The organism is Stagnihabitans lacustris (assembly GCF_025950525.1).
Taxonomy (GTDB): domain Bacteria; phylum Pseudomonadota; class Alphaproteobacteria; order Rhodobacterales; family Rhodobacteraceae; genus Stagnihabitans.
In genome coordinates, this window is the sequence record NZ_JAPDGS010000004.1 from 360,108 (window position 1) to 386,206 (window position 26,099).

The 26,099-nt window shown below is 65.7% G+C and carries 25 protein-coding genes and 1 tRNA gene; 15 read left to right on the forward strand and 11 right to left on the reverse strand.

Annotated elements, in window-relative coordinates:
* Positions 1 to 44: 44 nt before the first annotated feature.
* The gene (locus NX862_RS12745; RefSeq protein ID WP_264494281.1) at positions 45 to 2,480 is read right to left on the reverse strand and encodes a GcvT family protein; all 2,436 of its coding nucleotides are present in this window, start codon (positions 2,478 to 2,480) and stop codon (positions 45 to 47) included.
* 61 nt (positions 2,481 to 2,541) lie between these two features.
* Positions 2,542 to 4,980 (reverse strand): GcvT family protein, encoded by a 2,439-nt coding sequence (locus NX862_RS12750; protein ID WP_264494282.1) that lies wholly within the window; start codon positions 4,978 to 4,980, stop codon positions 2,542 to 2,544.
* A gap of 105 nt (positions 4,981 to 5,085) precedes the next feature.
* Between NX862_RS12750 and NX862_RS12755 the strand changes: the two genes are divergently transcribed.
* Positions 5,086 to 5,931 (forward strand): LysR family transcriptional regulator, encoded by an 846-nt coding sequence (locus NX862_RS12755; RefSeq protein ID WP_264494283.1) that lies wholly within the window; start codon positions 5,086 to 5,088, stop codon positions 5,929 to 5,931.
* Positions 5,932 to 5,934: 3 nt separating this feature from the next.
* Here the strand turns inward: NX862_RS12755 and NX862_RS12760 are convergent, their stop codons facing one another.
* The 4 genes from NX862_RS12760 to NX862_RS12775 form a co-directional block, all read right to left on the reverse strand.
* Positions 5,935 to 6,942, reverse strand: a complete 1,008-nt coding sequence (locus NX862_RS12760; RefSeq protein ID WP_264494284.1) for a hypothetical protein — start codon at positions 6,940 to 6,942, stop codon at positions 5,935 to 5,937.
* On the reverse strand, positions 6,943 to 7,503 hold the full coding sequence (locus NX862_RS12765; protein ID WP_264494285.1) for a transferrin-binding protein-like solute binding protein: 561 nt from the start codon (positions 7,501 to 7,503) through the stop codon (positions 6,943 to 6,945). It abuts the gene before it with no gap.
* Between the two features lie 177 nt (positions 7,504 to 7,680).
* Positions 7,681 to 8,376 (reverse strand): histidine utilization transcriptional repressor HutC, encoded by a 696-nt coding sequence (gene hutC / locus NX862_RS12770; protein WP_264494286.1) that lies wholly within the window; start codon positions 8,374 to 8,376, stop codon positions 7,681 to 7,683.
* Positions 8,376 to 9,713 (reverse strand): formimidoylglutamate deiminase, encoded by a 1,338-nt coding sequence (locus NX862_RS12775; protein WP_264494287.1) that lies wholly within the window; start codon positions 9,711 to 9,713, stop codon positions 8,376 to 8,378. The genes hutC and NX862_RS12775 overlap by 1 nt, the downstream gene beginning before the upstream one ends.
* Positions 9,714 to 9,780: 67 nt before the next feature.
* Between NX862_RS12775 and hutI the strand changes: the two genes are divergently transcribed.
* From hutI to NX862_RS12795, 4 genes are all read left to right on the forward strand, one after another.
* Positions 9,781 to 10,977: an imidazolonepropionase gene (hutI, locus tag NX862_RS12780; RefSeq protein WP_264494288.1), complete on the forward strand. Its 1,197-nt coding sequence runs from the start codon at positions 9,781 to 9,783 to the stop codon at positions 10,975 to 10,977.
* A complete protein-coding gene (hutH, locus tag NX862_RS12785; RefSeq protein ID WP_264494289.1) occupies positions 10,970 to 12,496 on the forward strand; it encodes a histidine ammonia-lyase in 1,527 nt (508 codons plus the stop codon). Before hutI ends, hutH begins: the two co-directional genes overlap by 8 nt.
* A 57-nt stretch (positions 12,497 to 12,553) precedes the next feature.
* Positions 12,554 to 14,230, forward strand: coding sequence for a urocanate hydratase (gene hutU, locus NX862_RS12790; protein ID WP_264494290.1), 1,677 nt, complete (start codon positions 12,554 to 12,556; stop codon positions 14,228 to 14,230).
* Between the two features lie 76 nt (positions 14,231 to 14,306).
* On the forward strand, positions 14,307 to 14,639 hold the full coding sequence (locus NX862_RS12795) for a DnaJ family domain-containing protein (protein ID WP_264494291.1): 333 nt from the start codon (positions 14,307 to 14,309) through the stop codon (positions 14,637 to 14,639).
* A 135-nt stretch (positions 14,640 to 14,774) separates the two neighbouring features.
* Here NX862_RS12795 and NX862_RS12800 read toward each other — a convergent pair whose 3' ends face one another.
* From NX862_RS12800 to NX862_RS12810, 3 genes are all read right to left on the reverse strand, one after another.
* Positions 14,775 to 15,722, reverse strand: a complete 948-nt coding sequence (locus NX862_RS12800; protein ID WP_264494326.1) for a PHP domain-containing protein — start codon at positions 15,720 to 15,722, stop codon at positions 14,775 to 14,777.
* A 206-nt stretch (positions 15,723 to 15,928) separates the two neighbouring features.
* Positions 15,929 to 16,558, reverse strand: a complete 630-nt coding sequence (locus NX862_RS12805; protein ID WP_264494292.1) for a ChrR family anti-sigma-E factor — start codon at positions 16,556 to 16,558, stop codon at positions 15,929 to 15,931.
* Positions 16,555 to 17,142: a sigma-70 family RNA polymerase sigma factor gene (locus NX862_RS12810; protein WP_413694571.1), complete on the reverse strand. Its 588-nt coding sequence runs from the start codon at positions 17,140 to 17,142 to the stop codon at positions 16,555 to 16,557. The genes NX862_RS12805 and NX862_RS12810 overlap by 4 nt, the downstream gene beginning before the upstream one ends.
* 346 nt (positions 17,143 to 17,488) lie before the next feature.
* On the opposite strand from NX862_RS12810, the gene NX862_RS12815 reads away from it, so the two are divergent.
* From NX862_RS12815 to NX862_RS12830, 4 genes are read left to right on the forward strand one after another with little or no spacing between them, the layout of a single operon-like run.
* Positions 17,489 to 18,784, forward strand: coding sequence for an NAD(P)/FAD-dependent oxidoreductase (locus NX862_RS12815; protein WP_264494293.1), 1,296 nt, complete (start codon positions 17,489 to 17,491; stop codon positions 18,782 to 18,784).
* 31 nt (positions 18,785 to 18,815) lie between these two features.
* On the forward strand, positions 18,816 to 19,658 hold the full coding sequence (locus tag NX862_RS12820; RefSeq protein WP_264494294.1) for a DUF1365 domain-containing protein: 843 nt from the start codon (positions 18,816 to 18,818) through the stop codon (positions 19,656 to 19,658).
* The gene (locus NX862_RS12825) at positions 19,655 to 20,203 is read left to right on the forward strand and encodes a DUF3833 domain-containing protein (RefSeq protein WP_264494295.1); all 549 of its coding nucleotides are present in this window, start codon (positions 19,655 to 19,657) and stop codon (positions 20,201 to 20,203) included. The genes NX862_RS12820 and NX862_RS12825 overlap by 4 nt, the downstream gene beginning before the upstream one ends.
* Positions 20,200 to 20,922, forward strand: coding sequence for an SDR family NAD(P)-dependent oxidoreductase (locus NX862_RS12830; RefSeq protein ID WP_264494296.1), 723 nt, complete (start codon positions 20,200 to 20,202; stop codon positions 20,920 to 20,922). The genes NX862_RS12825 and NX862_RS12830 overlap by 4 nt, the downstream gene beginning before the upstream one ends.
* A 67-nt stretch (positions 20,923 to 20,989) precedes the next feature.
* On the opposite strand, the gene NX862_RS12835 is transcribed toward NX862_RS12830, so the two are convergent.
* Positions 20,990 to 22,204 carry an RsmB/NOP family class I SAM-dependent RNA methyltransferase gene (locus tag NX862_RS12835; protein ID WP_264494297.1) on the reverse strand — a complete coding sequence of 405 codons (1,215 nt, stop codon included), beginning with the start codon at positions 22,202 to 22,204 and terminating at the stop codon, positions 20,990 to 20,992.
* 59 nt (positions 22,205 to 22,263) lie between these two features.
* Here NX862_RS12835 and NX862_RS12840 point away from each other — a divergent pair, with 59 nt between their 5' ends.
* Entirely contained in the window at positions 22,264 to 22,443 is a 180-nt protein-coding gene (locus NX862_RS12840; RefSeq protein ID WP_264494298.1) for a DUF1674 domain-containing protein, read from the forward strand.
* Positions 22,444 to 22,625: 182 nt separating this feature from the next.
* Here the strand turns inward: NX862_RS12840 and NX862_RS12845 are convergent, their stop codons facing one another.
* The gene (locus NX862_RS12845; RefSeq protein ID WP_264494299.1) at positions 22,626 to 23,513 is read right to left on the reverse strand and encodes a cation diffusion facilitator family transporter; all 888 of its coding nucleotides are present in this window, start codon (positions 23,511 to 23,513) and stop codon (positions 22,626 to 22,628) included.
* Positions 23,514 to 23,720: 207 nt separating this feature from the next.
* Between NX862_RS12845 and infA the strand changes: the two genes are divergently transcribed.
* The 5 genes from infA (at position 23,721) to NX862_RS12870 (ending at position 26,070) form a co-directional block, all read left to right on the forward strand.
* The gene (gene infA, locus NX862_RS12850) at positions 23,721 to 23,939 is read left to right on the forward strand and encodes a translation initiation factor IF-1 (RefSeq protein WP_008028414.1); all 219 of its coding nucleotides are present in this window, start codon (positions 23,721 to 23,723) and stop codon (positions 23,937 to 23,939) included.
* Positions 23,940 to 23,949: 10 nt separating this feature from the next.
* On the forward strand, positions 23,950 to 24,525 hold the full coding sequence (locus NX862_RS12855; RefSeq protein ID WP_264494300.1) for a Maf family protein: 576 nt from the start codon (positions 23,950 to 23,952) through the stop codon (positions 24,523 to 24,525).
* Positions 24,522 to 25,556 carry a ribonuclease E/G gene (locus tag NX862_RS12860; protein WP_264494301.1) on the forward strand — a complete coding sequence of 345 codons (1,035 nt, stop codon included), beginning with the start codon at positions 24,522 to 24,524 and terminating at the stop codon, positions 25,554 to 25,556. The genes NX862_RS12855 and NX862_RS12860 overlap by 4 nt, the downstream gene beginning before the upstream one ends.
* The gene (locus NX862_RS12865; RefSeq protein ID WP_264494302.1) at positions 25,553 to 25,756 is read left to right on the forward strand and encodes a DNA gyrase inhibitor YacG; all 204 of its coding nucleotides are present in this window, start codon (positions 25,553 to 25,555) and stop codon (positions 25,754 to 25,756) included. The genes NX862_RS12860 and NX862_RS12865 overlap by 4 nt, the downstream gene beginning before the upstream one ends.
* Positions 25,757 to 25,994: 238 nt before the next feature.
* Positions 25,995 to 26,070, forward strand: a tRNA-Phe gene (locus tag NX862_RS12870).
* Positions 26,071 to 26,099 lie beyond the last annotated feature (29 nt).

Consider the following 26,099-nt stretch of genomic DNA (forward strand, 5'->3'; position numbering starts at 1 on the left):
TCATAAATATCCCGGGGGTCCGGGGGCAGAGCCCCCGGGGCGTCTCACCCACGCACGCGTTCCGACTTGGGGTCATACATCGGCACCAGCGAGGCCACGGCCTCATGCCGCACCCCCGCGACTTCGATCTGATAGCGCGACCCCAGGACCTCTTCCGCCGTCTGGCCCTTGCACGGCACATAGCCCAAGCCCACAGCCCCGCCCAAAGTGTGACCGTAGTTGCCAGAGGTCACAGGCCCGACGATCACCCCATCGCGCACCACCGCTTCGTTGTGGAACAGCAGCGGCTCGGGGTCGGTCAGGCGGAATTGCACCAACCGCCGCGACAGGCCCGCCTCTTGACGCGCCAGAACCGCCTCGCGCCCGATGAAGCCGGTCTTCTTCTTGGAGACCGCGAAACCAAGCCCCGCCTCCAGCACATGATCCTCGTCGGTGATGTCATGGCCCCAATGGCGATAGGCCTTCTCGATCCTGCACGAATCCAGCGTATGCAGGCCGCACAGCTTCACCTCGGGGGCGGCCGCCATCAGCGCCTCAAAGACATGCGCGGTCTGATCGGTGGGCACATAAAGCTCCCACCCCAGTTCGCCGACATAGGTCACGCGATGCGCGCGGCCAAGCCCCATGCCCAGCTCGATTTCCTGCGCCGTCCCAAAGGGGAAAGCGGCGTTGGACAGGTCATTCGGTGTGATGCGCGACAGCACGTCGCGCGCCTTGGGCCCCATGACGCACAGCACCGATTCCGAGGCCGTCACATCGGTCACGACGGCGAAATCCTCGCCGACATGGCCGCGCAGCCAGGCCAGATCCTTTTGCAAGGTCGCCCCGGGCACCACAACCAGATAGGCCGTCTCGGTCAACCGCGTGACGGTCACATCGGCCTCGATCCCGCCGCGCCCATTCAGGAACATCGTATAGACGATCTTGCCCGGCGCCACATCGACCTCGGCCGAACAGACCCGGTTCATCATCCGGCAGGCACCCGGCCCCTCGATCCGGATCTTGCCGAAAGAGGTCATGTCAAAAAGGCCCACGCTTTCGCGCACCGCCACATGCTCGGCCTTCTGGTTGTCAAACCAGTTCTGCCGCTTCCAGCTGTAGCGATACTCCCGCTCCTGGCCGGGGTTTGCGAACCAGTTCGCCCGCTCCCAACCCGCGACCTCGCCAAAGACCGCGCCCCGGTCCGCCAGCTGCTGATGGATGGGCGACCGCCGCACCCCGCGCGACGTCGCCATCTGCCGATACGGGAAGTGATCCGCATACAGCAGCCCCAAAGTCTCGCTGACCCGCTCTTTCAGGTAAGCGAGGTTCTTCTGGAAGGGCTGAGCCCGGCGGATATCAACCTCCCACAGATCAAACGGCGCCTCTCCTTCCGTGATCCAATGCGCAAGCGCCATCCCCGCGCCGCCCGAAGACACGATCCCGATCGAGTTATACCCCGCCGCAATCCAATAGCCCTGAACCTCGGGCGCGGGGCCCAGATAGTAACGGTCATCGGGCGTGAACGACTCCGGCCCGTTGAAGAACGTGTGAATCCCCGCGGTTTCAAACAAAGGCATCCGCTTGGTGGCCATTTCCAGAATGGGCATGAAGTGGTCCCAATCCTCGGGCAGCGTGTCGAATTCGAAATCCGGCCGGATGCCGCCCATGCCCCAGGGTTTCGCCTTGGGCTCAAAGGCCCCCAGCATCATCTTGCCGGCATCGGATTTGTAATAGGCACATTCATCGGGCACCCGCAGAACCGGAAGATCGCCAATCCCCTTCACCGGCTCCGTCAGCAAATAGAAATGCTCACAGGCGTGCAAAGGCAGCGTGACGCCATTGGCCGCCGCAAGGTCGCGCCCCCACATGCCACCACAGTTGACCACGACATCGGCTTCGATATGGCCGGGTCCCTCGGGGCCTTCATAGTCCACCCCCGTCACCCGGCCCGCAGCCGTGGTGATCCGCGTGACCTTCGTCATCTCGAAAATCTGCGCGCCTTTCATCCGGGCGCCCTTGGCCAGGGCCATGGCGATATTGGCCGGATCACATTGCCCATCCAAGGGCAGATGCACCGCGCCGACCACATCGCCAACCTCCAGATGGGGATACATCCCCTTCACCTCCAAGGCCGAGATTTCCGCCACATCCACCCCGAAAATCCGCGCCACCGTCGCCTGGCGCAGCAACTCCTCATGCCGCTCGCGGGTCAGCGCCACCGAGATCGAGCCCACCTGCTTCATGCCCGTGGCCACGCCCGTCTCGGCCTCCAGCCCGCGGTAAAGATCGGCCGAATACTTCGCCAACCGCGTCATATTGGCGCTGCCCCGCAGCTGCCCGATCAACCCCGCCGCGTGCCAGGTTGTGCCGCTCGTCAACCGCCGCCGCTCCAACAGCACCACATCCGTCCAGCCGGCCTTGGCCAGGTGATAGGCCACCGAGGCGCCCGAGATCCCGCCCCCCACCACAACCGCCCGCGCCTTCAAAGGTATGCTCATGCTCTCGTCTTTCATACTGGCTCAAATATTCCGGGGTCCGGGGCAGAGCCCCGGCGCTGGGTCAAGCGCGGATGCGCTCGTTCCTGGGGTCCCACAGCGGCGCATCCGCCTGGACCACCGCCGGATAGCGGGTGCCAAAGATGTCAACCTCGACCGCGGTTCCCGGCACATTCACATCGACCGCCAGCATCCCCAGCCCGATACAAGCCCCGACCCGGTGGCCATGATAGCCGCTCGTTAGTTCCCCCACGATCACGCCGTCCTTCCAGATCGTCGCCATATAGGGCGGGTCCTGCGGGCCGGCCTGAATGACCAGGGTGGCAAAGCGCTTGGTCACACCGCGCTGCTTTTCGGCCTCCAGCGCCGCCTTGCCGCGGAACGCGTGGCTCCAGTCCACGAACCGCTCCAACCCGCCCTGCAGCACAGTGTAATCGGTGGACAGGTCGCCCTTCCAGGCGCGATAGCCCTTTTCCACCCGCAAGGAATTCAGCGCGAACATCCCGAACGGCTTCAGCCCCAAAGGCGTGCCCGCAGCCATCACCGCAGCGTAAACCTTGGCCGTCACGCCGACCGGAGAATGGATCTCCCAGCCCAATTCCCCCGCGAAACTCACACGGAACAACCAGACCTCCTGCCCCGCAATCGTCGCTTGCTGATGCGTCAGCCAGCCCTTCGCCAGGTCGCCATCCGACACCGCCGCCAGGATCTCGCGCGATTTCGGCCCGGTCAGGATCTGGCAGGACCAGGCCTCTGTCTCGTCGCGCAGGGTCAGGCCCGGCGCCAGATGCCGCAACAGCCAGTCCTTGTCATGGGCCTGCGCCGTCGCCGCGGTGATCAACAGGAACCTGTCCGCCGCGATCCGCGCCACCGACATTTCCGTGACGATCCGGCCCTTGTCATCGGCGAAATAGGCCAGCCCCAGACGCCCGACCGCGGGCAGTTTCCCTGTGATCTGCTGGGCCAACCACTCCGCCGCCCCCGCGCCCTCGATCACATACCGCGAGAAGCCCGGCAGGTCCAAAATCCCCGCCGCATCGCGCACCGCCTCACACTCGGCCTTGACCGCACCGAACCACGGTCCCGCGCGGTCCCAGGTCCGCTGCGAGGCCTCTGACGTGTCATCGCCCGGGCGCGCATACCACAAGGCGCGCTCCCAGCCGTTATAGGGGCCGAACTGCGCCCCCATGGCCTTGGTCGCCTCATGCACCGCCGACAGCTTCTTGTCGCGCCCCTCGGGCCAGGCGTGGTGCGGAAAGTGGATGGCGTATTCGTGGCCATAGACCTCCATCCCCTTTTTCACGCAGTAATCCGCATCCTCGAACCCGGTAAAGCGGCGCGGGTCACAAGACCACATGTCCCATTCCGTCGCGCCCTCTGTCACCCATTCGGCCAGCACCTTGCCCGCGCCCCCGGCCTGACAGATGCCAAAGGTGAACACGCAAGCCTCATAGGCATTGGGCACGCCCGGCATCGGCCCGATCAAGGGGTTGCCGTCGGGCGTATAGGGGATCGGTCCGTTGATCACCTTGGTCAGGTTGGCTTGGCCCAACAATGGCACACGGGCCATGGCGTCGTTGATATGCCACTCCAGCCGCTCCAGATCGTCGGGGAACAGCTGAAAGCTGAAGTCGTCGGGGAAAGGATCGGACTTTTCCACCCAATGCGCGCGGCAGTTGCCCTCATAGGGGCCCAGGTTGAAGCCCATCTTTTCCTGACGCAGGTAATAGCTGCTGTCCACATCGCGCAGCAAAGGCAGCTTGTGGCCGGCCTCTTTCGACCAGGCCTCAAGCTCCGGGATCGTGTCGAACAGCATATATTGATGGCTCATCACCATCATCGGGAGTTTCCGGCCAAACATCTCGGCCACCTTGCCGGCATAGTAGCCTGCGGCGTTCACGACCTTTTCGCAGCGCACCTCGCCCTTCGGCGTCACGATGACCCATTCGTCGCCCTCACGCCGGACCGCGGTCACAGGGCAAAAGCGTTCGATCCGCGCGCCCATCTGGCGGGCCCCCTTGGCCAAGGCCTGCGTCAACTGCGCCGGATCAATGTCGCCGTCATAGGGGTCATGCAAAGCGCCGGTCAGGTCATGGGTTTCGACGAAAGGGTAAACCCGCTTGATCTCGTCGGGCGACAGGATGTTCAGGTCCATCCCCTGATAACGCCCCATGCCGACGACCTTTTGGAACTCCATCAGGCGTTCGCGGGTATGCCCCAGCCGGACAGAGCCCGTCACATGGTAATTCATCGGATAATCGACCTCGGCGCCCAATTTCCGATAAAGTTCAGCGCTGTAACGCTGCATGTTCATGATCGACCAAGAGGACGAAAACGTCGGCACATTGCCCGCCGCGTGCCAGGTCGACCCGGCCGTCAGCTCGTTCTTTTCCAACAGCAGGCAGTCCGTCCACCCCGCCTTGGCCAGGTGATACAGCGACGACACGCCGACCGCGCCCCCCCCGATGATGACAACGCGGGCATGAGTTGGGAAATCGGACATCTGGGCCTCCTGTTGCCCCCTTATCCCCCGGCGCGCGCCCGCTTTCAATTCGGCGGCAGGCGCGCTATTGATCGGAAAACCCGATCAGAGCCCCCAGGACCAGACATGCAGATCGAGCTTATCGAGACCTTCCTTGACCTGATCGAGACCCGCAGCTTTCACCGCACCGCCGAGCGGCTTTCGGTGACGCAATCCACCGTCTCGGCCCGGCTTGCGTCCCTGGAGGCCGCCTTGGGCGCGCGGCTGTTCACAAGGTCGCGCGCGGGAACCGAGCCCACGACCGAAGGCGTCCGGTTCGAACCCCATGCCAGGATGCTGCGCCACGAATGGCATCAGGCCAAGCGCCGCATCCAGGTGCCGCAACGCGCGGCGCATCTGGTGCGGGTTGGCATCCAGAACGACCTTTCGGCGCTGTATCTGGGCCATTGGGTCGCGGATTTCCGCCGCGCCGCCCCCGACACCGTCTTTTACATCGAGCCCGATTACTCCAACCAGATGTGCATGGACCTGTTGCATGGCACGCTGGATTTCGCGGTGATGTTCAGCCCCAAACCCCATCCCGACCTGCATTTCGACAGCGTCGGAGAGGTGGGTTACGCCATGATCTCGACCGAAACCGACCGGATGGAGGCCCTGCGCCCGGAAACCTTTGTGTTCGGCCATTTCTCTCCGGCGTTCGAGGAGATGCACCGCCAACTGACCCCCGACCTTGCCTCGGCGCCGGTGTCGGTGGGGCAATCGGCCTCGGTGGCCTCGTTGATCCTGGCGTCAGGCGGGGCGGGCTATGTGCTGGAAAAGACGGCCGAAGATCTGGTGACGCGGGGGGTGGCGCAACGGGTGCAGGATGCGCCGCTGCTGCGCCAGCCGGTCTATGCCGCCATGCATCTGCGCGACCGCATCACGCCCCTGCACCGCCGCCTGACGCGGATCGTCGCCCGCGCTTTGGCTTAGGGTTCAGCGCAGCAGGCCCGCAAGGTCCAGCGCGAACAGGACCGTGCCGCCCTCTTGCGCCGCTTGCGTCGAGGCGCGCCATTGATACCCGACCGAGGCCTTGACCCCCCGCGCCATCCAGCGTTCCGCCTGCAGCGACCAGACGTCGTCCACGCGCGCCTGACCGAAAAACCGCTCTCCGGCCTCGTGGGAATGGGCCAGCGTCACGCCCATCGGCGCCCCCAGCACCGACCGCCGCAGCCCCAGGCTTTGCCGCGAGATCACAGCCTGCCAGCCCGGCACCAAAGCGCCGCCCTCCAGCGTTGCGGTGACAAGGCCAAGGCGCCCGGCGGTCTCATAGGTCAGGGCGGCGGTCGGGCGGTGATCGCCGCGGCGCCCCTCGCCCCCCAGACGCAAGGCCATGCGCCGCACCTGCGCCCCATCGCCCGACAGGCGCGTGACGGTCAGCGAGGCGCGCGACAGTTCCGCCGTGGACAGCTCCCGGCGCGTCTCTTCGTGCGACAGGCACAGGTCGGCAAAGGTCCAGGCGCCCAGATCGGCAAGGCCGCAGACCTCACCGGCCAGCCGCACCACCGCAAGCCCGTCAGACCGCGCCCCCCAGACCGAGGCCGTGGCCCGCAAGCCCCGCCCCGGCGCCAGGCCCGTCACCTGCACCACGCCAAGCGACAGGCCGGGCAAAAGCCCCGCCACCGCCCGGCTGTCCGGATCGACGGTGAAGGTCAGGCCGCCAAGCTGGATCGTATCCGACGGGATGCCGCCGTTGATGCTGGCATCCCAGGTCAGCGTCGGCGCCAGTTGCACCCGCGGCGCAAACGTCCGGCCGCTTAGTCCCGCCTCGGCCACCAAGGCGCCCACCGTCGCCTGCCAGCCGCCGGGAAAATCCTGCGGCCGGTCGCGGGTCAGGGCATAGGCCAAAAGCCTGCGGTCCGACGACAGGGATGCTGCGGGCCAAGTCTCGGCCTGAACCGGACCCAGCCCCGCCAGCAGCGCCAGGACCGCAAGCAGCTTCATTCAGCGCTCGGCCAGGCCGAACACGGAAATCGCGGTCGCGCTGCCCGTGGCGGTCAGGTCGCCCACCACACCGACGGCCTTTGCGTCATTGCCCGCAAACAAGCCCTCCACCGTCCCGGCAATCGGACGCAGGTCGCCATCGACGAACAGGTTTCCCGTGACCGGACGCGTGAAGGTATTCCCCGTCAGCGGACCGCCCGTGATGGTCAAAGAGCCCGGCACGCTGGAGCCGTCATAATAGTAGAAATCGGTCATCGAGCCCGACATCCCGCCATTGGTGAAATTCGCATTCACGGTCAGGGTCGAGGCGGTCTTGGCCAAAGCATCGGCGTCCACGGTCTCGGCCCCAAACAGAAAGCCCGCCACGCCGGTATAGGTCGCTGTCCCTTCGGTCGGCATGACCGCGGTCGCCGTTTCGTCGCGATACTTCAGCGCAAGCCCGTCAAACCCCACTTTGAGGTCCTGATATTCCTGCAGGCCGTCAACACCGGTGCCGGTGCCGCCGCCGCAGGCCGAAAGCAAAGTGGTCATGGTCGAAACCAGGATAATCGCGGACTTCATATTCACCCCTGCGCAATGACTTAACAGATCGTTAATTGCGGCAAAAAAAGCCTGCGTCAAGCGACGGAACCGGAAACAAAGCGCGTTAATCATAATCTTGGCCGAAACGCGGGGCGGGCGCGGCGGTCTGATCCCCGGCTTGATCAAAGCCCCGAAATCATCAGGTCCCCATGGGGATCAAATCACCGTCTGCAGCCGATAGCCCGGCGCATGGGTCAGGCGGACCCATGTCACGGGCGCGCGCTCGCCCCAGGTGCAACGCTCGGTCACGAAGACCGGCGCGCCGGGGGCAAGGCCCATGGCGGCGGCGACCTCTGGGGCGGCGGGCTCGGCCGAAAAGGCGATATCGCCGGTCACAAAGGGCACATGGGCGACCAGCCATTCATTCGCGCTGATGGCGGTGAAATCGGGGCGCGGGTCGGGCAGGACGGCCGGGTTCAGCCAGCGCAGCTCATGGGCAAAAGGCGCGCCATCGGCAAGGTGCAGCGTCTCGAGGCAGAGCATCGCGCCCGAAACCTCGGCCCCAGACAGGGGCCAGCCCAGCCGCAGGGCAACATCCAGCGGCGGGCGGCTTTGCTCTTGCCGGATCAGCCTTATGGCGTAAGCCTGACCCCTGCCCTGCACCTCTGCCCGGATGACGGGGATGTCAAAGGTCGCGCGGCGGATGGGCAAGGCCGCCACCCGCGTGCCCGCCCGGCGCTTGCGTTCGATGACACCAGAGCGGGCCAGTTCGGTCAGGGCGCGGTTGACCGTGGCCCTTGCGATGCCGAATTCCACGGCCAGCGCCTCTTCGCCCGGGATCAGCGCGCCGGGCGCCCAGATGCGGGCGCGGATGCGGGACAGGACCGTGTCGCGGACCTCCTCCCAGCCCATCACAAAGCCTCGGCCAGCCGCGCCATGACGCGGGCAAACCTTTGACGCACCGCGTCGCGGGCGATATGGCGGCCCTGGGACACGATATGGCGCCCGGCCGACCACAGATCGCTGACCATCCGGTCATCACCGGCAAAGGCAAAAGTGTCCAAAACCCGGTCCCCCTTGCGCCCCGCCATGTCCGGCCCGCTGGCATCCAGCGCCAGCAGATCCGCCCATTGGCCGACCGCAATCGCCCCGCTTTGGCGCCCCGCCGCTTGCGCACCGCCCTTGACCATGCCGTCAAAGATCACCCGCCCCACCGAGCGCCCGCCCACTGGAGTGGCATCCGCCAGCACGGCCCGCGCCTTCATCCCCAGACGCTGCGAGTATTCCAGCATCCGGATCTCTTCGGACAGGCTGATGCGGATGTTGCTGTCCGACCCAATGCCAAAAGCCCCCTGCGCCGCCAGATAGCGCGCGCCGTCGAAAATCCCGTCACCCAGATTGGCTTCTGTGATCGGACAAAGCCCCGCCACCGCGCCGGATTTCGCAAGGTTTTCCGTCTCTTGCGCGGTCATCTGCGTGGCATGGATCAAGCACCAATCGGCATCGGCGCCGTGGTCCAGCACCCATTCCACGGGCCGCGCTCCCATATGGGCCTGAACCTCGGCGACCTCGGCCAGTTGCTCGGCGACATGGATATGGATCGGCCCCTTGGGCAGATGCGCCAGGCTTTCGGGCCGAACCGCGCGCAGACTGTGCGGCGCGACCCCGATCCGGTCGTCAGGCCGCGTCAAATGGCCTGCCGCAGCCTGATGAAGGTCCAGGAAGCGGTTGATATCATTGCCAAACCGCAGTTGCCCGCCCTGCAGCGCCCGCCCATCGCAACCGCCGCGTTCATACAGCACCGGCAGCAGCGTCAGCCCCAAGCCTGTGTCACACGAGGCCGCCGCAATCCGCCCCGCCATCTCGGCCAAGTCACTGTAAGTTTGACCGCCAAGCCCATGATGCAGATAGTGAAACTCGGCCACCGCAGCATAACCCGCCTCGGCCATTTCCACCATGACCTGTGCTGCAATCGCCTCGACATCATCGGGCGTCAGATGATCAAGGAAGCGATACATCAGCGTCCGCCACGTCCAGAAACTGTCCTGCCCCGAGGTGCGGAACTCTGTCAGCCCCGCCATCGCGCGTTGAAACGCATGGGAGTGCAGGTTCACCGGCGCGGGCAAAAGGACATCGACCGTATGGTCCTGCCCCGTGCCGATGACCCCGATGCGGCCCTCGGTGATCTCGACCGCGACATCCTGCGCCCAACCTGTCGGCAACAGGGCCTGCTTCGCCACGATGCGCATGGAACCTCCTTGACGGGTCATTATGTCTAGACATAATAATCAATGACGCAGACATAAGGCAAGCCATATGAGTCTCCCTCCCCCAAATCTGCCCCTCGTTCTGACGAACGCGACGATCGCCACGATGGAGACCGGTTACGGGCTGGGTCCGACCGCATTGGTGGCCGAGCGTGGCGTGATCACCTGGATCGGCACCGACCTGCCCGAACGCTATGCGCCGCTGGCCCGCGACCTGGGGGGCGCCCTGGTGACGCCGGGGCTGGTGGACGCCCACAGCCACATCGTTTTCGGCGGCAACCGGGCGGCAGAGTTCGAACAGCGACTGAACGGGGCCAGTTATGAGGACGTCGCCCGCGCCGGTGGGGGCATCCTGTCGACCGTGCGCGCAACCCGCGCGGCCTCCGAGGAAAGCCTTCTGGAACAGTCGCTTACCCGCGCCGACGCGCTGATCGTGGGGGGTGTGACCACGTTGGAGATCAAGTCGGGCTATGGGCTGACGGTTCAGGACGAGCTGAAAATGCTGCGCGTTGCGCGCGAGATTGGCCGGGCCCGCCGCTTGCGTGTGGTCACGACCCATCTGGCCGCCCATGCCGTGCCGCCCGAATATCAGGGCCGCGCGATGGACTATATAACGGAGGTCGCCGTGCCCTCCTTGCGCCTGGCCGCCGAGGCGGGCCTGGTCGATGCCGTCGATGCGTTCTGCGAGAAGATCGCCTTCCAACCTACGGAAGTAGAACGGCTTTTCCAAGAGGCGCGCGCCCTTGGCCTGCCGGTGAAACTTCATGCCGAACAGCTTTCTGACCTTGGCGGCGCGGCGCTGGCGGCGCGGTTTGGCGCGCTGTCGGCCGACCATCTGGAGCATCTTTCGCCCGAGGGGATCGCGGCGATGAAGGCCGCGGGCACGGTCGCGCAAATCCTGCCCGGCGCCTTTTACACCCTGCGCGAGACGCAATTGCCACCCATCGCGGCCCTGCGCGCGGCTGGCGTGCCGATGGCGGTGGCCAGCGACTGCAACCCCGGCTCCTCGCCCATGACATCCTTGACCTTGGCGATGAACATGGCCTGCACCCTGTTCCGTATGACCCCTCTGGAGGCGCTGCAGGGCACCACCCTCCACGCCGCCCGCGCGCTTGGTCTGACCTGCGGCATCCGGGTCGGCGCAGCGGCGGACCTTTGCATCTGGAACGCCCTGCATCCCGCTGAACTTTCATACAAAATCGGCCAGACCCCCTTGGCCCGCATCTTCGGAGGCCACTATGACTGAGACCCTGATCCCCGGCCAAACCACCCTCGCCCAGCTGGAACGCATCTGGCGAACCGAGGCGCCTGCACGGCTGGATGACAGCGCCCGTCCTGGCATCCTGACCGCTTGCGCCCATATCGCCCGGGCAGCCAGCGGAAGCGCCGCGGTCTATGGCGTCAACACCGGCTTTGGCAAGCTGGCAAGCCTGAAGATCGCGCCGGAAGATACGGAAACGCTTCAGAAAAACCTGATCCTGTCGCATTGCTGCGGTGTGGGTGCGCCGATGCCCCGCGCGACGGCAAGGCTGATGATGGTGCTGAAACTGCTGTCGCTGGGCCGTGGCGCTTCGGGCGTGCAGATGCAGACCGTCGAACTCCTTGAATCCATGCTGGAAAAAGGCGTCACCCCGGTGATCCCGGCCCAGGGCTCGGTGGGGGCCAGCGGCGACCTTGCCCCCCTGGCGCATATGGCCGCCGCCATGATCGGGCACGGCGAGGCCCATCACGACGGCCACATCAAGACCGGCCTGCAAGCGCTTCATGATGCAGGACTTTCCCCGATCACGTTGGGCCCGAAAGAAGGCCTTGCCCTGATCAATGGCACCCAGTTCTCCACGGCCTATGCGCTGGCCGGCCTCTTTGGCGCGCAAAATGCCGCGCGAAATGCCCTCGTCACCTCCTGCCTGTCGACCGATGCGATCATGGGCTCCACCGCGCCCTTGCATCCCGAAATCCACGAGCTCCGCGGCCAACCCGGCCAGATCCAAGCCGCCAGCATCATGCGCGCCCTGCTGGAGGGCAGCGAAATCCGCGAAAGCCACCGCGAGGGCGACACCCGCGTTCAGGACCCCTATTGCATCCGCTGCCAACCGCAAGTCACCGGCGCGGCCATGGATGTGATAGCCCAAGCCGCCCGCACGCTGGAGATCGAGGCCAATGCCGCCACCGACAACCCCCTTGTCCTCAGCGATGGCCAGATCGTCTCCGGTGGCAACTTCCACGCCGAACCTGTTGGTTTTGCTGCAGATATGATCGCCATGGCGATCAGTGAGATCGGCGCCATCGCCCAACGCCGGGTGGCCCTGATGGTCGATCCGACCCTGTCCTTCGACCTGCCCGCGTTCCTGACGCCCAAGCCCGGCCTGAACTCCGGGCTGATGATCGCCGAGGTCACGACCGCGGCGCTCATGTCCGAAAACAAGCACCTTGCCCATCCGACGGTGATCGACAGCACGCCCACCAGCGCGAACCAGGAAGATCATGTCTCGATGGCCGCCCACGGCGCCCGCCGCCTGGGGACCATGGTCGAAAACCTGAACGTCATCCTTGGCGTCGAGGCGATCACCGCGACCCAGGGCATCGACTTCCGCGCGCCGCTGAAAACCAGCCTTCCGCTGCAACGCGCCACCGCCAAACTGCGCGAGACCATCGCCCCCCTGAACGAAGACCGCTACATGGCTCCCGATCTGCGCGAAGCCGCCCGCCTGATCGAGACCGGCGCCCTCACCGCCGCCACCGAAATCGCTTTCATACTGACCTAAATATTCCACGGGGGTCTGGGGGTGTGAAACCCCCAGCTTTCGCCGAAAGGACGCACCATGACCCGCCACAACACCCGCGACATCTACCCCGCCACCGGCACGGAACTCACCGCCAAGTCCTGGCTGACCGAGGCTCCTCTCAGGATGCTGATGAACAACCTGCATCCTGATGTGGCCGAAAACCCGCATGACCTGGTGGTCTATGGCGGCATCGGCCGCGCCGCCCGCACCTGGGAGGATTTCGACCGCATCTGCGCAAGCTTGCGCGACCTGAACGCCGACGAGACCCTGGTGGTCCAATCCGGCAAGCCCGTGGCCATCGTCAAAACCCACACCGACGCCCCCCGTGTGCTGATCGCCAATTCGAACCTCGTGCCGCATTGGGCCACCTGGGAGCATTTCAACGCGCTCGATAAAAAGGGCCTTATGATGTATGGCCAGATGACCGCCGGGTCCTGGATCTATATCGGCACCCAGGGCATCGTGCAGGGCACCTATGAGACCTTCGCCGAGGCGGGCCGCCAGCATTATGAGGGCTCGCTCAAGGGTCGCTGGATTTTGACCGGCGGCCTGGGCGGCATGGGCGGCGCGCAGCCCTTGGCCGCGGTCTTCGCCGGCGCCTGCTGTCTGGCGGTCGAAGTCGACGAGACCCGGATCGACTTCCGCATCCGCACGAAATACCTGGATGCCAAGGCCAAGACGCTGGACGAGGCGCTGGCCCTGATCGCAGAATGGACCGCCAAGGGCGAGGCCAAGTCCGTGGGCCTTCTGGGCAATGCCGCCGAAATTTTCCCCGAGATCTACGCCCGCATGGCACAGGGCGGCATGCGCCCGGATATCGTCACCGACCAGACCTCGGCCCATGACCCGCTGCATGGCTATTGCCCGGCAGGCTGGACGCCCTCCGAATGGCGCGCGAAACAGGAAACCGATCCCGAAAAGGTCCAAAAAGCCGCCCGTGCCTCGATGCGCGCCCATGTCGAGGCCATGGTCGCCTTCTGGAACGCCGGGGTCCCCACGCTGGACTATGGCAACAACATCCGCCAGGTCGCTCTGGAAGAGGGGATGGAGAACGCCTTCGCCTTCCCCGGCTTTGTCCCCGCCTATATCCGTCCCCTCTTTTGCAAGGGCATCGGGCCCTTCCGTTGGGTCGCGCTCTCGGGCGACCCGGAGGATATCCGCAAGACCGACGCGGCCATGAAGCGCCTTTTCCCCGAGAACACCCACCTGCACCGCTGGCTGGATATGGCCAGTGAGCGCATCGCCTTTCAGGGCCTGCCCGCCCGGATCTGCTGGATCGGCCTTGGCGACCGCCACCGCGCGGGCCTGATGTTCAACGAGATGGTGGCCTCGGGCGAACTCAAGGCGCCCATCGTGATCGGCCGCGACCACCTGGACTCGGGCTCCGTGGCAAGCCCCAACCGCGAGACCGAGGCGATGAAAGACGGCTCTGACGCCGTCAGTGACTGGCCGCTGTTGAACGCCCTGGTGAACACCGCCAGTGGCGCCACCTGGGTCAGCATCCACCACGGCGGCGGCGTCGGCATGGGCTTTTCGCAACATTCCGGCGTGGTCATCGTGGCCGATGGCACGCCAGAGGCGGCCAAGCGGCTGGAGCGTGTCTTGTGGAACGATCCGGCCTCGGGCGTCTGGCGCCATGCCGATGCGGGCTATGACGTGGCGCGTGACTGCGCCATCGCCAATGGGTTGCGCCTGCCCGGCATCCTCGGCTGACAGGAGCGGCGGGTTGAAACCCGCCCTACTTGCATCCTGCCACCTCCGGGCGCATGATCGGCCCGGAGGTGATCCCATGTCCTGGCTGTCCCGCCTGGCCGAGCGCCAGATCCTGAAGACCCAGCTCAAAGGCGGCCTGCAGGGCCTGGAAGGCGAGGGCAAACCCCTGCCCGACCGCCCGGGCGATGCTTTCGTCAGCCCAGGCGACGCGGCAGGTTTCCGCATCATGGCGCAAGCCGGTGTCCTGCCAGAAGAAATCACGCTGAAAAAGCAGGTCCAGGCCCAGGCGGCTTTGCTGGCCACGCTCCCCCAAGGCCCTGAACACAAGGCCGCCATGGCCAAACTCGCCGACTTGCAAATGCGCCAAGCCATCGCCGAGGAATCCCGCCGCCGCTTTCTCAAAGGCTAAAGCGCACCGCCAACCAACTGACCGCGCGCCTTTCGATTTCATCTTTTCCCAAATATCCCGGGGGGCGTCCGCCCTCGGCGGACGGGGGGCAGCGCCCCCCCGAACCATCTCTTGCGGCAAAGCCGCTCCGTTGGATCAAACCCGCGGGTTGGTCCCCGATGCCCCGGTCCAGATCGGGTTCGACCAGGCCCTTTTGCCCGCCGCATCAATCACCGCGGCCCGCACCCAGGGCGAGTTGTTCAGCCGCTCCAAAGGCACCTCGCCCCGCGTCAGGCTTTCGCCATGCACGGCCTTGGCCCCCGTCCCCCAGCCGATCGCCACGATCGACCGCACGGCCGAACATTCGACGACCAGCTTGCCGTCCTCAACCCGGACATCGCGCAGCTCCGGCCCGGTCGAGGAATAGAAGGCCCCCGCCTTCAACGCCGCAAGCAGGGCCTCGGGCGTGTTCGCCTCGGCCTTGACCATGGTCCAACCGCCGAAATGATCGGGTTCGCTAAAATGCGCGTCATCGGTGGCAATCAGCGTCAGGCGCCGCCCCTCGGTCAAAAGCTGATCGGCGACAAAGAAGCCATCGGCCCGGTCACAGCCCATGGCGCAACCGTGGTTATAGATCTCGACCGCGTGGGCCGCGGTGATGGACCGCGCATCGTCAAAGGTCAGGGACGACCACTGCGGATGGGCAATCGCCACGAAAGCCCCAGCCGCCACGGCGCGCGCGGCGATCTGCGGCCCGGTCTCTTGATCGGCCACCGGCACGAAGCTTGGCGTGTTCGAGGGCGCGAAATCGCGCGGCAGTCCCACGGCCAGGATATGCCACAGCTCGCCATTCTCCATCGCGCCGGAATGAAGCTCGGCCCCCAGGATCGTGGTGAAATCCTTGTCGCGGAAGGGCACGGTGTCGGAAATCGGATAGCCGAAATGGCCAACGAAGTGATCGGTCAGGGCGATGAAGTCATAGCCCTCGGCCTTATAGCGGCGGCAGACCTCTGCCGGGGCCAGGACCCCGTCGGAATTGGTCGAATGGGTGTGCAGGTTGCCGCGCCAAAAGCGGCCGGGATGGGTGAAGGCGGGAAGGGTCAGGGTCATGAGCGCGCTCCGTTTGCCCCATGGCTACCGCGCGCAGCGTCACAATTCCATGACGGAAGCGACAGGTGCGGGCGTCGATTTTTGCGCGGGCCAGCCCCAAGCGTTTTGCTTGGGCGGTCGGGGACCGGACCCGGGCGCTACCCATGCCCCCCCCAGCCCCCGACCCCAAAGTTTTCCGCCGATGGGGGGGGATACGAAGGTCAAATCCGAAAGAAGGGCTGCATCAACCGCGGCAGGAAATCGGTGAACCGCAAGGGCGCATCGGTCGCGGCCAGGCAAATGCAATCCACCCCCGCCTCAGCCACCGGCTTGTGCTCCATCTCCTGGTCGGCGATCTCGACATCGCCGGGGCCGAAACGGTCGGTCTCGTCGCGGAAAGCGCCCTGCAGCACAAGGGTCAACTCTCGACCGCGGTGGCCGTGATCGGGCACGGCCTGACCGGCGGGAATATACAACAGCCGTGCCGAGGCCCGGCGCGAGGTCGGCAAGATCGCCTGCCTGACCCCCATCCCCAGCGTCTTCCACTTGACCTTGGACAGATCGCCGCCGACGTAATCCAACAGCGGCGCCGGCAGGGTCGCGCTTGCCACCCGCCGCGGCTGCGCCTCTTGCCCGCCAATCCGCGCCATGCAGCGCTCCAGCGCATCATCAGCCAGCGCCGCTGCTTCGGTATCCAGCACCGCGCCGCCAAGCGCCTCATAGGTCATCAACCGCGCCCGACATTCGTCACACAGGCTGACATGGGTGGCCACGATCAACCCGAAGGCTTCGGGCAAGGTGCCCGCCGCATGGCCCATCAAAAGATCATCGGAAAGGTGGTGGCGGATCATGTCTTGTCCTTTGGAAAGTCAGGCGTGGTCGTCGTCGTCGCAGAGCCCTCGGCCAGCCGCAACCGCAGCCGGTCCAGCGCCAAGCGGATGCGGGATTTGATCGTCCCCAGCGGCAAGCCGGTTTCTGCGGCGATCTCGCTTTGGGTCAGCTCGCCCCAATAGGCGCGGCGGATCAACTGCCGTTGCTTTTCCGGCAACTGTTCCAGCGCGGCCACAAGGCGCAGGTTTTCTTGGGCGGTTTCATAGACATCGGCCTGGTCGGGCTCGGGCTCTTGGTCCAAAAGCTCTGGCTCGGGGCGGCGGTCGCGTCGGGCCATGTCGATCAGGCGGTTGCGGGCGATGGTGAAAATCCAGGTCGAAACCGAGGCCTTGGCCGGATCGTAAAGCCCCGCCTTCTGCCAGACCGTCGCCAGAACATCCTGGGCGCAATCTTCGGCCTGGGCGGCATTGGCGCCGGATTTCATCAAAAAGCCCTTCACCCGCGGGGCGAAATGGCGAAAGACTTCGGCAAAAGCCGCGCGATCACCCGATTTGACCGCCGCCATCTGCCTCACCCAGTCGTCCTGCACGCGCAATGCCCCCATGCCACCCTGTGCCGCAACATAGGCGGGCGGGCGGAAAAGGCCAGAGGGGGGATGCGCTTCCATCAACATGACCTTCTTACGGTCGCAAAAGCGTCATGGATCACCCCAGAGATCATTTTCCGCAGCATTTTTTCGATGCGCCAATATTCTGTGCGCCAATCCATGCGCCAAACCTGCGCGCGCCCCCAGCGCCGCCCAGCCCCCGGCTTGCCCCCTGCCCCATACCCCCTGCCCCGTACCCCGGGCGAACCCGAAAACCTCAGCCCCGAAACTTTTCCTCTGCGGGCGCCGTTCCTGATCCAAACCGCGCTATGCTGCGTATCATTGCCAAAGATCAGGAGAGACCATGCCCTTCGAAACCCGTTTCCCCCAAGCCCGCATCGCCGTCATCGGGGGAGGCATTTCGGGGCTCGCGGCCGCCCATCTTCTGGCGCCGGACCATGCCGTCGTGCTGTTCGAGGCCGCCGACCGCCTGGGCGGCCATGCCCATACGGTGCTGGCCGGCAAGCGCGGCGATCAGCCGGTGGACATGGGCTTCATCGTCTTCAACCGGGTGAATTACCCGCTGTTGACCGGGCTTTTCGACCGCCTGGGCGTGCCCACTGCGCCCTCGGACATGGGCTTTGGCGCCTCGATCCAGGGCGGAGAGGTGGAATTTGCGCTGAAAGACCTGAACGCGCTGTTTGCGCAGCGCCGGAACCTGATCCGCCCGCGCTTTCTGCGCATGTTGGCCGATATCTTGAAGTTCCATGCCAAGGCCGACAAGGTGATCCGCCCCGGCATGACGCTGCGTGACCTTCTGGCGGCGCTGAACATGTCCGACACGTTCCGCGACCATTACATCACGCCCTTTACCGGGGCGATCTGGTCGACCCCCACGGCAGGCGTGCTGGATTTTCCGGCCGAGGCGCTGATCCGGTTCTTTGTCAACCATGGGCTGATGGGCGTGACGGGCCATCACCAATGGGAGACGGTCAAGGGCGGCTCGATCGAATATGTCCGCCGCGTCGAAGCCGATCTGACGCGCCAAGGCGTTGAAATCCGGCTGAAGACCCCGGTCCAGTCCGTTCGCCGTGTCCCGCAGGGCGTGCTGCTGCGCGCCCATGGCGGCGAATGGGAGGCTTTCGACGAGGTGATCTTTGCCAGCCATTCCGACCAGACGCTTGCCATGCTGTCGGATGCCACACCCCACGAAACCGCCGCCCTGCAGGCGATCCGCTATCAGCCGAACGAAGCGGTCTTGCATGCGGACAGTGCCATCATGCCGCGGTCGCGCCGCGCTTGGGCCAGCTGGACCTATACCGAACCCAAGGGGCCGCGCGCGCCAAGGATCGACCTGACCTATTGGATGAACTCGCTGCAACCCATCCCGCAGGATGACCCGCTTTTTGTCACGCTGAACCCCAACCAGCGCATCGACCCCGCCAAGGTGCATGAGGTCCGCACCTTTCACCACCCGGTCTATGACCTGGCCGCCCTTCAGGCCCAAAAGGACATCCGCGCCTTCAACGGCACCGCGGGCACCTGGTTTTGCGGTGCCTGGATGAAAAACGGCTTCCATGAGGACGGCTTTGGCTCTGCGGTGGATGTCGTGACCGCGCTGCGCGCCCGCCGCCCTGCCCTGGTCGAGGCCGCACAATGACCCCTCTTGCCGCCTGCCAAAGGGTCGCAGGATGACCGACCCCGCCCCCTTTCATACTGACCCAAATACTCCCTTTCCTGCCCCGGACCTTGGGCCCAAGGGTCCCGCAGCCCTGCCCGCCCAAAAGCAGGTGCTGCATCTGAAGGGGCAGACCACCCATGCCCGCAAAGGCACGGTGGCCAATGCCTTTCGCTATCACATCGACTATGTGCTGACCGATGCCGAGACGGCACCCGCTGGCCCCCGGCTCTTCTCGCGCAACCGCGCCAACTTGGCCAGCCTGCACGACACCGACCATGGCGGCGCGCCGCATCAGGGCCGGGGCGCGGCCTGGCTGCGTGAGATGCTGGCGGCCCAGGGCCTGCCGCAACCCGCCCGCATCCGGCTTTTGGCGCAACCGCGCATCTTGGGCCATGTCTTCAACCCGGTGGCCTTTTGGCTCTGCGAGGATGAGGCCGGCTTGCGCCTTGTGGTGGCCGAGGTGACGAACACCTATGGCGACCGTCATTCCTATCTGTGCCACCGCGACGACCTGGGTCCGATCACCGCCGCCGACCGATTGACGGCGCAAAAGGTGTTTCACGTCTCGCCGTTCCAAGACATCGGCGGCGGCTATGTGTTCCGCTTTGACATCCGGCCTGACCGGTTGAACATCGTCATCGACCATGACGGCCCCCGCGGCGGCCTGACCGCCACGTTGACCGGAGCCCTTGCCCCCCTGACCTCGGCGGCCATCCTGGGGGCGATAGGGCGCCGCAGCTTTGGTTCGCGCCGGGTGCTGGCCTTGATCCATTGGCAGGCGCTGAAACTCTGGTGGAAGGGCGTGCCCTTCCGCTCCCGCCCCATCCCCCCCTCAAAGGAGGTCTCGCGATGACCCTGGCTCTTGGTTTTCTGGCAGCCGTCTTGCTGGCCCTGTGGGTGGTGCCGCGGTTTGTGGGCTTTGCCAGCCAGCGCCCGGAGGATCATGCGGGCCAGGGGCCAGCCTTTGATCCGCGCAAGCATCTGAACGGGCCGATCCTGTGCGAAGGGATCGTTTATGGGCCGCTGGGCCGGGTCTCGTCGCGCTTTGTCGCCCATATGGAGGGCCGCTGGGAGGGCAACCGCGCCATCCTGACAGAGCGGTTCTTTTACGACTCGGGCCGCGCGCAAGACCGCGAATGGCGGCTGACCTTGGGCAATCAGGGTCTGGTGGCCGAGGCCGATGACCTGGTGGGGCCGGGGCGCGGCGTCGTGTCGGGCAATGCGGTGCAGATGAAATACCGCATCCGGCTGGCGCCCGAGGCGGGGGGCCATGTGCTGGATGTGGTCGACTGGATGTATCTGATGGACAATGGCACGATCATGAACCGCAGCCAGTTCCGCAAATTCGGCATCAAGGTGGCAGAGCTGATTGCCACGATGCGTCCGGTGGCGGCGTGAGGGGCACGTATTGGCTGATCGGCGCCTCGGAGGGTCTGGGCGAGGCCTTGGCGCGGGCCTTGCACAAGAAGGGCGTGTCGCTGGTCCTGTCGGCGCGCAACGGGGATAAGCTGGCGGCGCTGGCGGCGGAATTGCCCGGCGCGCGGGTGCTGGCGCTGGATGTCAAGGACGCCGCCGCCGTGCAGCGCGCCGCCGACATGCTGGGGGATATCGACGGCATGGTTTGGCTGGCCGGGGTCTATTGGCCGATGAGCGCCGAGGCCCTGGAGGCCGCGCCCTTCCTGGAAATGTGCGATGTGAATTTCATGGGGGCCGCGCGGGCGGTGGCCGCCGTCGTGCCGGGGATGGTCAAGCGGGGGCGGGGGCATATCGTGCTGACCGGGTCGCTGTCGGCCTTTCGCGGCCTTCCGGGGGCCATGGGCTATCAGGCGTCAAAGGCCGGTTGCATGGCACTGGCCGAAAGCCTGCACGCCGATCTGCGCGGCACGGGGGTGCGCGTGCAACTGGCCAGCCCGGGCTTCATCAAGACGCGGCTGACGGCCAAGAACGCCTTCAAGATGCCCTTCCTGATGGACCCCGAAACGGCGGCCGCCGAGATGGTGACGCTGATGGAGGGCCAAAGTTTCGCCCGCCATTTCCCGCGGGTCTTCTCGTGGCTGTTCCGCGGCAGCAGGTTCTTGCCGGATTGGGCCTATTACCGGGTCTTTGCGCCCAAGTGACCCGCCGCGAAAGACCCGGGGTATACCCCGGGCTACGCAGCTTTGGCCAAGCCCCTTTATGGCGCGCTCAGCTCAGGCAGGCCATATAGAACCCGTCCATGCCGCCCTGTTTCTCCCAGTAATCCGGGCGCAGGCGCAGGCCATGTTCCCCCCACCAGGCGGGGTCGACGCCGGCGATCTCGGGCTTGATCGCGCGCATCCCAAGATCGACCAGACGTTGCGCCTGGGCCTCGCCCTCTTCGGGCAAGAGCGAGCAGGTGCAAAACACCATCCGCCCGCCCTTTTTCAGCCAACCCCGCGCGCGGTCGGCCAACCGTTCCTGCAGGCGCACCAGTTCAGCCACATCACGCGCCTGACGCAACAAAGGCAGGTCGGGATGGCGGCGGATCGTGCCGGTGGCCGAACAGGGCGCGTCCAGCAAGATCGCGTCATAAGGCGCCTTCGGCTGCCATTTCAGCGCATCGGCCATCACGATCTCGGCCCAAAGCCCGGTGCGGGCCAGGTTTTCGCGCAAGCGGACAAGGCGCGGCTCTGAAATATCCAGCGCCGTGACCTCGGCCCCTGCCTCGGCCAGTTGCATCGTCTTGCCGCCAGGGGCTGCGCACAAGTCCAGCACCCGCAGGCCGCGCACATCGCCCAGCATCTTGACCGCCAGCGCCGCCGCCGCGTCCTGAACCCAGAACTGACCCTCGGCAAAGCCCGGCAGACCCGAGACCTGGCCGCCCGCGATCCGCACCGAACCGGTGGGCAGGACCGTGGCCTCCAGCCCCAGGGTCTCGGACGTGACAGCGGCCTTCAGCGTCAGGTCGGTTGGCGGCACCTTGGCAAAGACCCGCTCCATCCCCTCGACGGCGCGGCGGCCATAGGCGGCGATCAGGGCCTCGCGCAGCCAGCCCGGAAGCTGCTGGTCGCCCTTGACCGCCTTGGGGTCCAGCTTGCGCATCACGGCATTGACCAGGCCGCCAAAGGCCGGGTTGATGCGTTTGGCGGATTCGACCGCCTCGTGGACAACGCCGTGGGGCGCCTCGCCCAGGGTCAGCTCCAACAGCCCAAGCCGCAGGACATTGCAGACGGCCAGGGGGGGCGACTTCTTCAGATGCGGCAGAAGCGCGCGGTCCAATTGGTGCAGCTGGCGCAAGACGCCACCCGCCAGGCGCTGCGCCCGCGCCCTTTCAGGGGCCGAAAGCGCCGCCAAAGCCGGCGCCTGATCGGCCAGGCTTTGCGCCTCTTCCATCACCCCGCCCAAAAGCCCCAAGGCCGCTGCTCTTGCCCGATCTGCCATCTGCACTTTCCCTTCGCTTTTCCGCCCTATATCCTGAAACAGAAGCGGAGAAAGCCCCGATGACCGAAGATACTGAAGCAAAACCCCTGCCCCCCGCCGCACAGCGCGCTTTGGCCGAGGCCGAAGAGCGCCGCAAGGTGATCAAAGCCGCCCTGCCGCCCGAATTGGGCGGCCCAAAGGGGCTGGAACCCACGCGCCATGGCGATTGGGAACGCAAGGGAATCGCGGTGGATTTTTAGGGGGCGGATTTTTAAGGGGTGGATTTGGCCCGCGGCGGGGTGAACCCCGCCCTACTGGTCAACACGGGCGGCGGGGTGAACCCCGCCCTACGCCAAAAGCCCCCGCGCCGCTTGCGGCGCCCCGACCCTGCCCGGGGCAAGCGGGGTGGGTGGGCGGGAGCTTGGCCCGGGCAGGGTTGGGATTACAGAACCACGATGCCCGCGTGCTTGGCCTTGTGTTCGGGCTCGACATGGATCGTGATCACACAGCCCTCGATCAGGCGCTTCAAGGCGGCCTCGACGCGGTCGCACATCTCATGGGCCTCGGCCACCGTGACCTCTCCCCGCACCACCAGGTGAAATTCGATAAAGGTCGCAGGCCCCGCGGCGCGGGTGCGCAGGTCATGCGCCTCGACCGCGCCCACGGCCTCCAGGGCGATGACCTGGCGCACCTGGGTCAGGACCTCATCGGACAGGCTTTCATCCAGAAGCCCTGAAAGGCTTTGGCTCATGACCTTCCAGCCGGACCACAGGATGTTCAGCGCCACCAGCCCCGCCAGCGCCGGGTCCGCCCAGGCCCAACCGGTCTCCAGCGCCAAAAGCACCCCCAGCGCCACCACGACCGACGAGATCACATCCGACCAAAGATGCTTGCCATCCGCCACCAGCGCAGGCGAGCGATGCCGCCGCCCCTGCCCGACCAGCACATAGGCCCAGAACCCGTTCAACGCCGAGGCCGCCGCATTGACCAGGATGCCCGCAATCGGCGCCTCCAGCACGCGGGGCGCCATCAGCCCCTCGTAGCTTTGCTTCAGGATCAACAGCGCGGCCAGGATGATCATCACGCCTTCCAGGATGGCCGAAAACAGCTCTGCCTTGTGGTGGCCGTAGGGATGGTTCGCATCGGCAGGCCGCGCCGCGTAGTGGATCGCCACCAGAGCCGCCACCGCGGTCGCCACATTGACCGTGCTTTCCAGGGCGTCCGACAGCAGGGCGACCGAACCCGTCATGACCCAGGCCACAAGCTTGAGCCCCAGCACCACCACACCCACAAGGATGCTGCCCGCCCCCAGTTTCATCGCCTTGGACATCATAGCTCCGTTCCGATCAGGAGGGCGGGCCTAGCAAAGCCTGCCGGCCAGATCAACGGCCAGATCGTCCCCCACTTCAACCATGCCGCAAGCAACCCCGCCATGCGAAGGAGTTTTTCCCTTGAAAACCGTAAAAAACCGGCGCATAGGACGGCCCATGCCTGCGATCCGCCTTGGACGCGGGCCAATCCCTTTTTCGGAGTGACCATGGCCAAGGAAGAACTGCTCGAATTCCCCGGTGTCGTCAAGGAACTCTTGCCCAATGCGACATTCAAGGTCGAACTCGACAATGGCCATGAATTGATCGCAGTGATGGCAGGCAAGATGCGCAAGAACCGCATCCGCGTTCTGGCAGGCGACAAAGTGCAAGTGGAAATGACCCCCTACGACCTGTCGAAGGGCCGCATCAACTATCGCTTCAAGTGAGGTTCCTCCGTTGAGGTTCATCCTTGGGTCCGCCAGCCCGCGCCGCAAGGAATTGCTGGCGCAGCTGGGGATCGTGCCGGACGCGATCACCCCCCCCGACATCGACGAGGACCCAAAACCCCGCGAAGCGCCCTTGCCCTATTGCGCAAGGCTGGCCCGCGAAAAGGCCCTGGCCGTGGTCGCAGGGCCCGACGACTTGGTTCTTTGCGCCGATACGACCGTGGCCTTGGGTCGCCGCATCCTTGGCAAGCCCGCCAATGCTTTCGAGGCGGCGGCGTTTTTGCGCCTCATGTCCGGCCGCCGCCACCAGGTGATCACCGCCATCGCGGTCCGCCGGGGGGAGAAGGTCTGGACGCGCGAAGTGACCTCTCAGGTCCGGATGAAGCGCCTGTCCGAGGCCGAGATCGCCGCCTATGTCGCCTCTGGCGAATGGCAGGGCAAGGCGGGCGGCTATGGCATCCAAGGCCTGGCCGGCGCCTTCATTCCCTGGATTCAGGGGTCTTATTCCGCGATCATGGGCCTGCCCCTGGCCGAGACCGCAACGGTATTGGCCGCAGCCGGCGGACCCGACTGGAGAAAGCCATGACCGAACGCGCAACGACCGAACGCATCATCGTCCTGGACGAGATCAAGGGCGCCAAAGCCGCGGCCCTGATCCAGGATGGCCGCCTTGAAGAGCTGCTGATCGACCCGGAGGATGATACACCCCTGCCCGGCGCCATCTACCGCGCCGTGGCCGATCGCCCGATGAAGGGCATGGGCGGCATGTTCGTGAAACTGCCGCTAGGGTCGGGCTTCCTGCGCCAGACCGACGGGCTGGCCCCCGGTCAGCGCATCGTGGTCCAGGTCACCGGGCCTGCCGAAGACGGCAAGGCCCTGCCCGTCACGACGCGGCTTCTGTTCAAGGGGCGGCTGGCCATCGTCACGCCCGAGGCGCCGGGGCTGAACATCTCGCGCCGCATCCGCGACGAGGATTTGCGCGCCGAATTGCAGGCCTTGGCCGATGCCGCCATGGCGGGCTCGGGTCACGGGTTGATCCTGCGCTCGGCCGCTGAACAGGCCGAAGCCTCTGAGATCACGGATGAAATCGCCGAGCTGCGCCAGATGGCTGATGCGGTCACGGCCGATCTGGACGGCGGCCCGGAACTGCTGGTCGAGGGCGCCTCCGCCCATGACACCGCCTGGCGCGACTGGGAGGCGGCCGATGAGGTCGTCACCGAAGGCTTCCAGCGGCTTGGCGTGCTGGAGATGATCGACGACCTGCTGACGCCGCGGGTCGATCTGCCGGGCGGTGGTCACATGATGATCGAGCCGACCCGCGCCCTGGTGGCGGTCGATGTGAACACCGGGCCGGATACCTCTCCGGCGGCGGCGATGAAGGCCAATGTGGCCGCCGCCCGCGACCTGCCGCGCCAATTGCGCCTGCGCGGTCTGGGCGGTCAGGTCGTGGTCGATTTCGCGCCCATCCCCAAGCGTGACCGCGCGATCCTGGATCAGGTGATCAAAGCCGCTTTCAAGGGCGAGGGGGAAACCAACCTGCCCGGCTGGACGGGTTTGGGATTGTATGAGCTGGTGCGCAAGCGCGACCGTTTGACTTTGGCGAGCCTGCTGAAATGAGCTGTCCGATCTGCGGCAAGGCCCGGCCTGCAGAGGGGTTCGAGCCGAAATACCGCCCCTTCTGCGGCAAGCGCTGCGCCGATATCGACCTTGGCCGTTGGCTGAACGAGGATTACCGCGTCCCCGCCCAGCCCGAGGATGATTCCACCGAGGTCGAGTCCGCCGACCCCGCGCAGAACCGCCCGCGCCGGCCGATCTGACCTGGGAATTGGCGTCAAACCTCCGCCCCGCGGGCCCCGGCCCTGCGGGGCGATTTCATGTCATATCAATCCGTTGCGGGGCTTTCCTCAGGCAAACAAGCGGGGGAACGGCGCTCCTGATGGCGGGTCCGAAAACTTTTCATGCCGAAGTTCATTTTTCTGTCAAACCCCTCTGGACAGGCGCGGTGCCCTGACGTATCACCCCGCCATCGACAGGACGAAGCGTCCAACAAAGAGTGCCCAGATAGCTCAGTCGGTAGAGCAGCGGATTGAAAATCCGCGTGTCGCTGGTTCGATTCCGGCTCTGGGCACCACTATTTTCAATAGGTTAGCAGACAACCTA